General features: G+C 71.9%; 8 protein-coding genes, 1 tRNA gene and 1 pseudogene. 3 read left to right on the top strand and 7 right to left on the bottom strand.

The window, feature by feature from the left end:
* Nucleotides 1-371: 371 nt before the first annotated feature.
* From pknB to HCJ92_RS17405, 6 genes are all read right to left on the bottom strand, one after another.
* A complete protein-coding gene (gene pknB / locus HCJ92_RS17430) occupies nt 372-2,378 on the bottom strand; it encodes a Stk1 family PASTA domain-containing Ser/Thr kinase (RefSeq protein WP_167934540.1) in 2,007 nt (668 codons plus the stop codon).
* Between the two features lie 267 nt (nt 2,379-2,645).
* Entirely contained in the window at nt 2,646-4,109 is a 1,464-nt protein-coding gene (locus tag HCJ92_RS17425) for a penicillin-binding transpeptidase domain-containing protein (RefSeq protein WP_167934539.1), read from the bottom strand.
* Nucleotides 4,106-5,494 (bottom strand): FtsW/RodA/SpoVE family cell cycle protein, encoded by a 1,389-nt coding sequence (locus HCJ92_RS17420; protein WP_167934538.1) that lies wholly within the window; start codon nt 5,492-5,494, stop codon nt 4,106-4,108. The genes HCJ92_RS17425 and HCJ92_RS17420 overlap by 4 nt, the downstream gene beginning before the upstream one ends.
* A 39-nt stretch (nt 5,495-5,533) precedes the next feature.
* A complete protein-coding gene (locus tag HCJ92_RS17415) occupies nt 5,534-6,934 on the bottom strand; it encodes a Stp1/IreP family PP2C-type Ser/Thr phosphatase (protein WP_167934537.1) in 1,401 nt (466 codons plus the stop codon).
* A gap of 84 nt (nt 6,935-7,018) precedes the next feature.
* Nucleotides 7,019-7,522: an FHA domain-containing protein FhaB/FipA gene (locus HCJ92_RS17410; protein WP_167934536.1), complete on the bottom strand. Its 504-nt coding sequence runs from the start codon at nt 7,520-7,522 to the stop codon at nt 7,019-7,021.
* A gap of 10 nt (nt 7,523-7,532) precedes the next feature.
* Nucleotides 7,533-8,354 (bottom strand): FhaA domain-containing protein, encoded by an 822-nt coding sequence (locus HCJ92_RS17405; RefSeq protein WP_167934535.1) that lies wholly within the window; start codon nt 8,352-8,354, stop codon nt 7,533-7,535.
* 367 nt (nt 8,355-8,721) lie between these two features.
* Here HCJ92_RS17405 and HCJ92_RS17400 point away from each other — a divergent pair.
* The 3 genes from HCJ92_RS17400 (at nt 8,722) to HCJ92_RS17390 (ending at nt 11,683) form a co-directional block, all read left to right on the top strand.
* Nucleotides 8,722-8,805 (top strand) — tRNA-Leu (locus HCJ92_RS17400).
* A gap of 387 nt (nt 8,806-9,192) precedes the next feature.
* Nucleotides 9,193-10,275, top strand: coding sequence for a DUF3344 domain-containing protein (locus HCJ92_RS17395; protein WP_167934534.1), 1,083 nt, complete (start codon nt 9,193-9,195; stop codon nt 10,273-10,275).
* A gap of 67 nt (nt 10,276-10,342) precedes the next feature.
* Nucleotides 10,343-11,683, top strand: a complete 1,341-nt coding sequence (locus HCJ92_RS17390; RefSeq protein WP_167934541.1) for a glycosyltransferase family 4 protein — start codon at nt 10,343-10,345, stop codon at nt 11,681-11,683.
* 358 nt (nt 11,684-12,041) lie between these two features.
* Here HCJ92_RS17390 and HCJ92_RS17385 read toward each other — a convergent pair.
* Nucleotides 12,042-12,162: pseudogene (locus HCJ92_RS17385) on the bottom strand (IMP dehydrogenase); the annotation flags it as partial.

Genomic DNA, 12,162 nt, shown 5'->3' with positions numbered 1-12,162 from the left:
CCCTTTCCGGGTCCGCCCTCACGCGTTCCCGGCCGCGGGAGCGCCGGGGAGCGCGACGTCCGGCGCGCGGCTGCCCGGAGCCGTGGGGGCGGACGGAGCCGTCGGCCGTCAGGGCCCCGGCGCGACTCCCCCGGCCCGCACCGCCTCGCTGCGGGCCGCACAGGATCCCCCTGATCGTTCCGCCCCGCTGCCGCGCCGTCGGCGACGCCGAGCCGGGGAGCACGGCAGGAGCCGGGGAGCACCGCAGCAGGACGCCGCCCGACAACGCGAGCCCCCGTCGATGCGCGAGGGGCGCACGCGGTGTGCGTGCGCCCCTCGTCAGGCAGTGTCACCCGGCACGCAGGCCGGACGACGGGCGGGGTCGGGCCGGATCAGCCGCCGAGTCCGCCGATGAAGCCGGGCGGCCCTCCGTCGTCGTCGCCTCCGTCGTCGCCGCCGTCCCCGTTGTTGTTGGTCACGAGGGTGATCTCGCCGCCCTCGGCGATCTTGCTGCCGGGGCCGGGGTTGGCCCCGATGACGACGGCGTCGTCGCCGTCGGGCCCCTGGACCGAGACCTGCAGGCCCATGTCCTGGAGCTGGTCGCGGACCTCGACGAAGGGGCGGCCGATGATGTCACCGGGGACGTCCATCTCGTCGGGGTCGTCGCTCGGCTCCGCGATGATCAGGTGGACCGAGGTCGAGGAGCCGGGCTGCACGGCCTCGCCCGCTCGGGGCGTCTGGCTGATGACCGTGTCGGGGTCGCGGCTGTCGTCACGCTGCCGCTGGGTGGTGACCGTGAACTGGAAGTCCCCGCCCTCCAGTTGCGCCTTGGCCTCCTCCAGGTTCTTGCCCGCCACGTCCGGCATGCTGATCGTGTCCGGTGCGGTGGCGACCGTCAGGGTGACGGTGGCGCCCGCCTCGACCTCCTCGCCCGACCCGGGGCTCTGCGAGAGGACGGTGCCCGCCTCCTCGCTGGTCGTCTCCTGCGTCTCCTGCTCGACTTCCAGCCCGAGCTCGCGCAGCTCCTCCTGGGCGCTGTCGTAGCTCTGGCCCGTGACATCGGGCAGGTCCACCGACTCCGGGCCGGAGGAGACGGTCAGGGTGACGGTGGAGCCGCGCTCGACGTCCTCCCCCGCGGCAGGTGTCGTCCGGCAGACCAGGCCCTCCGCCTGGTTCGGGCACGGCTCCTCCTCGCCGACCTCGACCTCCAGCTCCATCCGTTCCGCGCGGGTCGTGGCCTCCTCGGCGCTGATCCCCACGAGGTTGGGCACGGCGACGGTGGACGACTGGCCGCCGGTGTCACCGAAGATCGCGCGCCCGATGAAGATGGCGCCGACCAGTACCAGCACGCCCGCGACCACCATCAGGACCAGTCCGGTGTTGTTCTTCTTCTGCCGGCGGCTGGGGCGGTCGTAGTCGTCGTAGGTGTCGTAGTGGTCGCCGGAGGGCGGCAGCATCGTGGTCGTCGCGCCACCCCGCTGCGGCGTGAGCGCCTGCGTGGGCCGGTCGTCGTACCCGCCGTAACCCACGGACCCCATCGCCACGCTCGCGGCGATGGGACGGCCGTCGAGGCTCGCCTCGATGTCGGCCCGCATCTCGTCGGCGGACTGGTAGCGGTAGTCCGGGTCCTTGGTGAGCGCCTTCAGCACGATGGCGTCGGTGTCCGGCGGGATCTCCGGGTCGTAGATGCTCGGCGGCTGCGGCTCCTCGCGCACGTGCTGGTACGCGACGGCCACGGGCGAGTCCCCGACGAACGGGGGCCGCACCGTCAGCAGCTCGTAGAGCAGGCAGCCGGTGGAGTACAGGTCGGAACGGGCATCGACGGTCTCGCCCTTGGCCTGCTCGGGCGAGAGGTACTGCGCGGTGCCGATGACGGCCGAGGTCTGCGTCATCGTCATGCCCGAATCACCCATCGCGCGGGCGATACCGAAGTCCATGACCTTGACCTGGCCGTTGCGGGTGAGCATCACGTTGGCGGGCTTGATGTCCCGGTGGACGATCCCGCTGCGGTGGGAGTACTCCAGCGCCTGCAGGATGCCGATGCACATCTCCAGCGTGCGCTCGGGCAGCAGCTTCCGCCCGGAGTGCAGCAGCTCGCGGAGGGTGGAGCCGTCCACGTACTCCATGACGATGTAGGGGATGGAGACGCCCTCGACGTAGTCCTCGCCCGTGTCGTACACCGCCACGATCGCCGGGTGGTTCAGCGACGCGGCGGACTGCGCCTCGCGGCGGAAACGGGCCTGGAACGTGGGGTCGCGGGCGAGGTCGGCACGGAGGGTCTTGACGGCGACGGTGCGGCCCAGCCGGGTGTCGTGGGCGAGGTACACCTCGGCCATACCTCCGCGGCCCAGGACGTGCCCCAGCTCGTACCGCCCGCCGAGGCGACGCGGCTCTTCCATGTCTCCAGCCCTCTCCGTTCGTCCCGCCCCACTGAGGGACACGGGCGGTGTGCTGCGGCCTGCTGGCCCGGGGATACGGTACCCGGACGACCGGTGGCGCCCGGGTCACTGCCACCCGCCGATATCCAACCGGTATGGCCGACCGGGCGTCCATCCCCCCTATGACGCGAACCGCCGCCGGTTGGTTCTCCACCGGCCGAAGTGCCCGGTGGGGGCCACGGCGGGGGAGGACCAACCGGCGGCGGCGGTCGGCTCACGGGGTCCTCGTCAGCTCCCGAGCACCGCCTCCATGACGGACTTGGCGATCGGCGCGGCGAGCCGCCCGCCGGAGATGTCCTCCCGGGAGCCCGAGGGGTCCTCGACGACGACGGCCACCGCGACCGGCGAGCCGTCGTCCGTCATCGCGTAGGAGACGAACCACGCGTAGGGGGACTCCTGGTTGTCCACGCCGTGCTGGGCCGTACCGGTCTTGCCGCCCACGCGGACGCCGGAGATCTTGGCCGGCTCAGCGGTGCCCTCCTCGACGGTGTACTCCATCGCCTCCTGGAGCGCCTGGGCGTTCTCCGGCGACAGCGGGCGGCTCAGCTCGGTCGGCTGGTGCTGCTCGACCACGTTGAGGTTCGGGGCGCGCAGCTGCTCCACCATGTACGGCTCCATCAGCTTGCCGTCGTTGGCGATCGCGGCGGCGACCATCGCGACCTGCAGCGGCGTCGTCCGGTTGGACGCCTGGCCGATGCCGGCCTGGGCGTTCTGCGGCGCGTTGTCCTCGGGATAGGAGCTGATGGCCGACCGGACCGGCGTGTCGTGGTACTCGTTGAAACCGAACGACTCAGCGGTCTCGATCATCTTCTCGTTGCCGAGGTCGGCGCTGATGCCGAGGAAGACGTTGTTGCAGGACCACTGGAGACCGACGGTGATGCTGCCCTCCTCGCACCCCACGTTCTGGATCTGGTTGGGGACGGTGGTGCCCGCGGTCTCCGGCAGCTCGAACGGCACCTCGTAGTCGGTGTCCTGGTCGATGTCGTCGAGCAGCCCGTGCTCCAGCGCCGCCGCGGCCGTGACCAGCTTGAACGTGGAGCCCGGCGGGTAGGTCTCGCGGAGTGCGCCGTTGAGCATCGGCTGCTCCGGGTCCGCGTCGGGCTGGAGGGCGGCCCACGCCTCGGCGTCGGATCCGCCCATGCCGGCGAAGTCCGAGGGGTCGTAGGAGGGGGTGGAGGCCAGCGCCAGGATGGCGCCGGTCCGCGGGTCGATCGCGGCGACCGAGCCGCGGCGGTCGCCCAGTCCCTCGAACGCGGCACGCTGGGCGTCCGCGTTGAGGGTGGTGACGACGCTGCCGCCCTTGCGCTCCTTGCCGGTCAGCATGTCGATGGTGCGGCTGAAGAACAGCCGGTCGTCGTCACCGGTGAGGATGCCGTCGTAGATGCTCTCCAGCTGGTTGGCGCCGAACGCCTGCGAGGCGTACCCGGTGACCGGGGCCCACATCTCGCCGTCGGAGTAGGTCCGCTTCCAGCGGTAGTCGGTGCCGTCGGTCTCGATGGAACCGGTGATCGGTTCGCCGTCCACGATGATGTCGCCGCGCGGGTGCGCGTAGCGCTCGATCGCCACGCGGCGGTTGTGCTCGTCGTTCTGGAGTTCCCCGGCCTGGATGAACTGCACGTAGTTGACGCGAAGCAGTAGCGCGAGGATCAGCAGGCCGCAGAAGACAGCGACCCGTCGCATGGGCTTGTTCACGCTCGGACCACCTGAGTCTGTTCTGCGTCCGTGCTGGACGCCGGTACGGGGGCGGGACGACGGGCAGTGTCGCTGATGCGCAGTAGGATCGCGATCAAGGCCCAGTTGGCGATCACCGAGGAACCGCCCTGCGCCATGAACGGCATCGTCATACCGGTCAGCGGGATCAACCCGGTCACACCGCCGGCGACGACGAAGACCTGGAGCGCGAAGACGCCCGAGAGCCCCACCGCGAGCAGCTTGCCGAAGGGGTCGCGCGCGGCGAGCGCGGTGCGGAGCCCACGCTGGATCAGCAGGGCGTAGACCAGCAGCACCGCCATCAGGCCGACCAGCCCGAGTTCCTCGCCCACGGTCGCCAGGATGTAGTCGCTCTTGGTCGCGATGCCGCCGATGAGGCGGGAGTACCCCTCGCCGAGGCCGGAGCCGAGCAGCCCACCGGAGCCGAACGCGTACATGGCCTGCGCGGTCTCGGTGACGCCGCCGTTGTCGCCGAGCTCCAGCGGGTTCAGCCAGTTCTGGACGCGCTGGCCCACGTGGTAGTTGAACGAGGCCACGAAGACCGCGCCGCCCACGGAGAGCAGCAGGCCGAAGACGATCCAGCTGGTGCGCTCTGTCGCGACGTAGAGCATCACCACGAACATGCCGAAGAACAGCAGCGACATGCCGAGGTCGGTCTCCAGGACCAGGATCATCAGGCTGACCGCCCAGACGGCCAGGATCGGCCCGAGGTCACGGCCGCGCGGCAGGTACATCCCGAGGAAGCGCCTGCTCGCCAACGCCAGCGCGTCGCGTTTCACCATGAGGTAGCCGGCGAAGAACACCGCGATGACGATCTTGGCGAACTCGCCGGGCTGGAGGGTGCCGACGCCCGGGATGCGCACCCAGATGCGGGCGCCGTTGGTGTCGGCGCCGAAGAACAGCGGCAGCAGCAGCAGGACGAACGCCACGACCATCGAGATGTAGGTGTAGCGCTGCAGCACCCGGTGGTCGCGCAGGAAGATCAGCACGCCCAGGAAGAGGGCCACGCCGAGCGCCGACCACATCAGCTGGGACGGTGCCGCGTTGGCCGGCTGGAGCCGCGGTTCGTGGTCCAGCCGCCAGATCAGCACCAGGCCGAGCCCGTTGAGCAGCGTGCACAGCGGCAGCATCAGCGGGTCGGCGTACGGCGCCCAGCGCCGCACCACCAGGTGGGCGGCGCCTGCGATCCCGGCGAGGCCGAGGCCGTAGGCGACCATGCCCGCCGGGAGGGTGCCGTCCAGCGCCAGTCCGGTGTTGGCGTAGGCCAGCACCGTCACCAGCACGGCGAAACCGAGCATGACGAGCTCGGTGTTGCGCCTGCTCGGGGTACCGACGCTGGCGACGGTGGTGTTCGCGGTACTGCTCATGGCTCGGCTTCTCTCAGCGCGGCGTCACGGCGCAGTGGCTCAGCTGGTGCACTGGCGGGCGAGCCGCTGCTGGGTATCGGTGAGGGTCGGGATGTCGGAGGCGTCGGCCTCGCTGTCGTCGGCCTCGGCGAGTGCTGCCTCGCGCTCGGCCTGGAGACGGCACGCCTCCGCCTGACCGGACAGCTCCTCGATCTTGGAGCGGGCCTCGGCGAGGCTTCCGGTGCTGATCGCCTTCTCGACCTCGCTGCGCTGGAAGGCGGGCAGGTCGACGAGCGCGATGTCGGGGTGGTCCTCGTGCACCTCGTTCAGGCTCAGCGGTCCGAGGTCCTGGCTCACGCCCTGGAAGATCGCGACGTGCTCGTCGTTGGCCGCGACGTAGTACTGGCTCTGCGTCCAGCGGTAGACGCCGTAGGCGGCTGCCCCCAGCAGTGCCAGCACCAGCACGGTGACGGCGATCCGGCGGAACCAGCGCCAGCCGGAGCGGCGCGGCAGGTACTCCTCGTCGGTGAAGGAGCCGAAGCTGCCGATGACGCCGTTGCCGTCCTCGCCCCCTGCCTCGCCCTCACCGGAGCCGCCGCGGGAGCGGCCGAGCTCCGCGGCGCGCGAGGCGGGCGTCTGACTGACCGGCCCGCCGATGTGCGGCTGCGTCTCGGCGACCGCGCCGACGATCTGGGGCGCGTCGCTGTAGACCGAGGTCTCGGTGTCGCCCGGGGCGTGGCCGACGTCGAGGACGTCGGCGATGATGCAGGTGATGTTGTCCGGCCCGCCGCCGCGCAGCGCCAACTCGATCAGCTCGCGGATGGTCTCCTGCGGTGGAGCGAAGGCGCCCAGGGTGTGTTCCATTGTTTCATGTGAAACAACGCCGGAGAGGCCGTCCGAGCACACCAGGTAGCGGTCGCCGGCGCGCACCTCGCGGATGGAGAGGTCGGCCTCCACCGAGTCGGCGCTGCCCAGCGCGCGCATCAGCAGTGAGCGCTGCGGGTGGGTGGTCGCCTCCTCCTCGGTGATGCGCCCCTCGTCGACCAGCCGCTGCACCCAGGTGTGGTCCTGGGTGATCTGGGTGAGGACGCCCTCGCGGAGCAGGTAGGCCCGGGAGTCGCCGACGTGCACCAGCCCGAGTCGCTGCCCGGTCCACAGCATGGCGGTGAGGGTGGTTCCCATGCCGTCGAGCTGGGAGTCCTCCTCGACCATGGCCCGCAGCCGGGTGTTGGCGTGCTGGACCGCGGCGTTCAGGGCGGTGAGCAGGTCGGAACCCGGGATGTCGTCGTCGAGCTGGACGAGGGTGGAGATGACCTCGGAGCTGGCGACCTCGCCGGCGGCCTGGCCGCCCATGCCGTCGGCGATGGCGAGGAGTCGGGGACCGGCGTAGCCGGAGTCCTCGTTGTGCTCTCGGATCATCCCGGTGTGGGACCCGGCGGCGAACCGCAGTGTCAGACTCATGCTCGCCTCACCGGCCGGTTCCGGGCCACGCTCTTCGCTCTGCCGCATGGAGCCCGCCCTGTCCTCGTCATAGTCGGGTTGACCCTACTTCCGCAGCTCGATGACGGTCTTGCCGATGCGGACCGGCGCACCCGGCGGGATGGGCATCGCCGTGGTGAGCCGGGAACGGTCGAGGTAGGTGCCGTTGGTCGAGCCCAGGTCCTCGACGATCCACTGACCGTCCTGGTCGGGGTAGATCCGGGCGTGCCGCCCGGAGGCGTAGTCGTCGTCGAGCACGATGGTGGAGTCGTGTGCCCGGCCGAGCGTAATCGTCTGCCCCTGGAGGGCGACAGTGGTCCCCGTGAGGGAGCCCTCGGTGATGACCAGCTTCGTCGGCGCCCCGCGGCGCTGACGGTTGCCGCGTCCCGACTGCTGCTGTCGACGCTGCGGCTGGGCGCGTTGTTCCGGCGCGCCGCGGCGGGCGGTCGCGCGCTGCGTGACACGTGTGCCGAACAGGTCGCTGCGGATGACCTGAACGGCCACGATCACGAACAGCCACAACACGGCGAGAAAGCCGAGCCGCATGACCGTCAGGGTCAGCTCTGACATGGCCCCCGATTCACCCTTCGGCTTGCCGGTAGATGATGGTGGTACTGCCCACGACGATCCGTGAGCCGTCGCGGAGCGTAGCGTGCTTGGTGGGGTGCCCGTCCACCACGATGCCGTTGGTGGAGCCGAGATCGCGCACGGTGGCCGGTTCCGTCGCCTGGATCTCGCAGTGGCGACGGGAGACACCCGGGTCGTCGACCCGGACGTCGGCCTCGGTGGAGCGTCCCAGTACCAGCGTGGAACGCGAGATCTGGTGGCGGTTGCCGTTGATCTCGACCCAGCGCCGGGTGCGGTCCGCGGCGGGGGCGCCGCCGGAGCCGTAGGCGCCCGGCGCGTTCGCGGGCGGGGGCGGTACGGAGCCGCCCGCGCCGGGCTGCGGGTAACCGTAGGAACCGCCGTGCGTCGCGCCGGGCGGGGCTGTGGGGGGCGCAGCGGGGGGCGCCGCCCCGCCGGCGGACGAGGACGCCAGCGTTCGGCTGCGGACGCGGTAGAGACCGGTGTCGAGGTTGGGGGCCTTCTCCAGGCTGACGGTGATCTCGCCCATGAAGGTGTACCGCTGCTGCTTGGCGTACTCGCGCACCATGCCGGCGAGCTCCTGGGAGAGCTGCCCGGAGTAGGGGGCGAGCCGGTCGAAGTCGCCGTCGCTCAACTCCACGACGAAGTCGTTCGGGACGACGGTGCGCTCCCGGTTCCAGATCGTGGCGTTGTTGTCGCACTCACGCTGGAGCGCACCGGCGATCTCGACCGGCTGCACCTCGGACTTGAAGACCTTGGCGAAGGTGCCGTTGACCAGGCCCTCCAGCCGCTGCTCGAACCGCTTGAGTACTCCCATGGTGCACCTCCTTCTCCGGTGTACCCGGCGTCTGGGCGCTGTCCGCGGCGGCATGGGCCCCCGGGATGCCGTGGGAGGCACCGGTGCGGTCAGCGGTCATGCTTACTGATCGTATCCACGCGCGGGTGAATCGGCTGGTTCCCGGTGGGCACCGGCCGACGCCCGCCCGCGCGCGTTGATCCCCCAGGATCGTAAGGCGGATCACGACACAGTGTCCCGCATACCCGGTAGGCGCCGTCGTCGCACTCCAGGGGCTCCGGATGACGGCGTGAGACCACTCCGGTGGCCGTGCTAATCTTCTACATGTCGCAAGGCGCTCCCGGCCCCAGGCCAACGGGTGCGGGGAAGGGTCTGGCGATCACCCTTTGCGCGGGTGGCGGAATAGGCAGACGCGCTGGATTCAGGTTCCAGTGCCCGAAAGGGCGTGGGGGTTCAACTCCCCCCTCGCGCACAGTGAACGAAGGCTCCCACCGGTTTCGGTGGGAGCCTTCGTCGTGTTGCGCCGGTGTGACCTCTCTCACGGGGTGCGCCCGGGGTGGTCGGCGGCGCACCCGCGGTGTCCGGCGCGGGCGCCGGTCGGCAGTGGCGGAGCGCCGGGCCGGCGGGGCGTCGGACCGGGCGTCCGTGGTCCAGCCGGCCCGTCCGAGGGTCCGGTGGGGCGGCGTTCCGTCCGTGGTCCCGGCCGGTCGTGTCGCGGATGCCGGGGCCCGTAAAACCGGTCATCGGATTGTGTGAGTATTAGTTATACGGTTCAACGCCGCGCGTTGCGCGGGATTTCAGATTTGCCGTCTGTAAGAGTTTTCTTCAGCTCACTGGAAAGAGAGTTGGAGATCCCCTCATGCGTTTCCATCCCAGACGTGTGGGCCGCGTCGTGCTGTGTGTTCTCGCAGCGCTGGCGTTGTCCGGAATCATCCAGGCACCGGCTTCGGCGCAGTTCTCCTCGGCGCCGTCCGTCCCCTTCTCCGAGCGTTACCGTGCCCAGTTGCACGGCGGTATCTCACGCGCGGCCAACGCCGCCATCACCTGCGTGGAGCAGGTCGCGCCGGGGGCTCCGGCCTGCCCCGCGGCGCAACGCGGGGCCGCCGGCCGCAACGGCGACTACCGCATGTTCTACACGGACATCGACGACGACCCGAACACCTACAACTCCACCAGTGCGGAACTCCGCATTCCCGAAGGGGCCCGCGTCACCTATGCGCGGCTCTACTGGGGCGGAAACCTCCGAGTGGGTGAACAGAAGCCGCACGCCGACAACGGGCGGGTGCTCATTGCAGAACCCGGCGGCAACTACAAGGTGCTCCGCGCGGATTCCGTGGTGGGGCACCGGGTCACCGACCACGACGACGCCTTCACCGCCTCGGCGGATGTGACCGAACTGGTGCGCTGGTCTCGCTCGGGTGCGTGGACCGTCGCGGACATCAACGTCGCGATGGGCCACTCCGCCGCGGGCGCCTGGGGCGGCTGGACGCTGGTGGCCGCCTGGGAGCACGCGGACTCCCCACTCCGCGACCTGGTGATCCAGGACGGCTTCCGCTCCACCGACGGGGGCAACGAGATCCGGCTGGACGTCGACGGGCTGAACGCCGCCCCCGGCGCGGAGGGACGCATCGGCTTCGTCGGCTACGACGGGGACCGCGGCTCCTCCGGCGACTCCCTGGCCGTCACGGCCGACCGCCGCGCGCCCGTCCGGCTCTCGGACGACGCCAACCCGGCCGGCAACGTCATGAACTCGACCATCAGCGACCTCGGCGTGCCGGTGACCGGCCGCACCCCGGCGCACCACAACACGCTCGGGTACGACTCCGACGTCATGGACCTGACCCCCGCCCTGACCGCGGGCGCGGAACGGCTCTCCGTCGGTTTCGGCGGCAGCGGCTACCACCTCGGCGCGGTCTTCCTCCAGGCCGATGTCCGTGGCTGAGACCACCGCCGTCACGGCGGACGAGACGGGCGCCCGGGAGGTCGCGGAGGTCGCCGGACCCCGCGTCATGCACACCCCGCGAGCCGCCACCCACCCCCGTCAGCTCACCGTGCTGCACATCGCGCAGCCCTCCGACGGCGGCGTCGCCCGCGTCGTCACCGACCTGGTGCGGGCCCAGCGCGCCGACGGCCTGCGGCCGGTGGTGCTCTGCCCGCCGGGGGGCCTCGGTGAGGCGGCGGCCGAGGCCGGGGCCACGGTCTGCGCGTGGTCCGCCACCCGCGAGCCGGGGGCCCGGGTCGCTCAGGAGGCCGCCGTGATCGCCCGCACCGTGCGGGAGATCGACCCGGACCTGGTCCACCTGCACAGCGCCAAGGCCGGTCTCGCCGGCCGGCTCGCGCTCCGGGGCCGCGTCCCCACCGTCTACCAGCCGCACGCCTGGTCCTTCGAGGCAGCGCGCGGTGTCACCGGCGCGCTGGCGCTGCGATGGGAGCGGCACGCCGCCCGCTGGGCGCACCAGATCGTCTGCGTCAGTGACGACGAGCGGCGGCGGGGGCAGCGCGCCGGCGTCCGGGCCCGCTGGACGGTCATCCGCAACGGCGTGGACACCGCGCACTTCGCCGACGTCGCCCCCGCGGAACTGCCTCGGCTCACCGGTGACGAAGCCGGTGCCGTCCGTCCCGTCCCCGGCGCGGAAGGGCACCGCCCCGGGGACGGGACGGACGGCCCGGACACCTCGGACGGCGGCTGGAGTCCGCCGGACGGGGAGTGGGGCGGGTCCTCCAGCGGCCTCGACCACGACACGGAAGAACAGCGCACCCTGGTCGACGGCGGGCGCCCACCCGTGGTCGTCTGCGTCGGTCGGCTCTGCCGGCAGAAGGGGCAGGACGTGCTGCTGCGCGCCTGGCCCGAGATCGCCGCGCGCGTTCCCGGGGCGCGCCTTGTCCTGGTCGGCGACGGCCCCGACGCGGAGCGGCTGCGTGCGGCGGCTCCCGACGGCGTCGACTTCGTCGGCGCCGTACCCGACGCAGCCCCCTGGTACGCGGCGGCGTCCCTCGTCGTGGCCCCGTCGCGGTGGGAGGGCATGGCGCTGGTGCCGTTGGAGGCACTGGCGGCGGGCCGCCCCGTGGTCATGAGCGACGTCGCCGGCGCCCGGGAGAGTCTGCCGCCCGCGCACACCGCGCTCTGCCTGGTCCCCCAGGACGACCCGGTCACGCTCGGACGTGCCGTCACGCGGCTGCTCAACGACCCCCGCCGGGCCGACGAACTGGGCGAGCAGGGACGCCGGTTCGCTCGCTCCGAGCACGACGTGGGACGGACGGCGGCGGCGTTCTCCCGGCTGTACCGGTCGATGCTCACGCCCGGCACACCGCGATCGCCGCTCAGCATGAGGGAGTTCAGCAGGCCATGACGACGCCGACGCCGGGCCCGGCCGCCTCCGCGCGGCCGGGCGGGTGCCAGCCGGCGCCCGGCCCCTCCCCGTACCTGTCCGCTCTGCCGGGCGCGGCCACCGCGCACCTCCGGCCCGTCCAGGCCGCACCGTGCGGTCAGCCGCTGCGGCACCCCGCGGTCGCCTCCTCGGGTGCCGCGGCCATGCCGACCGCTCCGGCGGCCACCGCCGTCCCGGTCGAACCACCGGCGTCGGCGACAGCCCCCGACGGCGGCCCCGTGGCGGTCGTCGCCCTCGACGAGGCACCCGTCGTGGCCGGTCGGACGGCCGTCGTCGCCGGGCCGCTCGCGGCGCCGGAGGCCGAACCGCCGCACGCCGGCGCGGTGATCCGGACGAAGCGGCCGTCGCGCTTGATGTCGTCGACGGTGCGACCGCCGAGGTAGAACATCGACTGGTGCAGGCCGCCGACGAGCTGGTGCACGACAGAGGAGAGCGGCCCG

The sequence above is a fragment of the Streptomyces spiramenti genome, from assembly GCF_012034385.1.
Lineage (GTDB): Bacteria > Actinomycetota > Actinomycetes > Streptomycetales > Streptomycetaceae > Streptomyces > Streptomyces spiramenti.
This window is presented reverse-complemented; position numbering and strand designations above follow the sequence as displayed.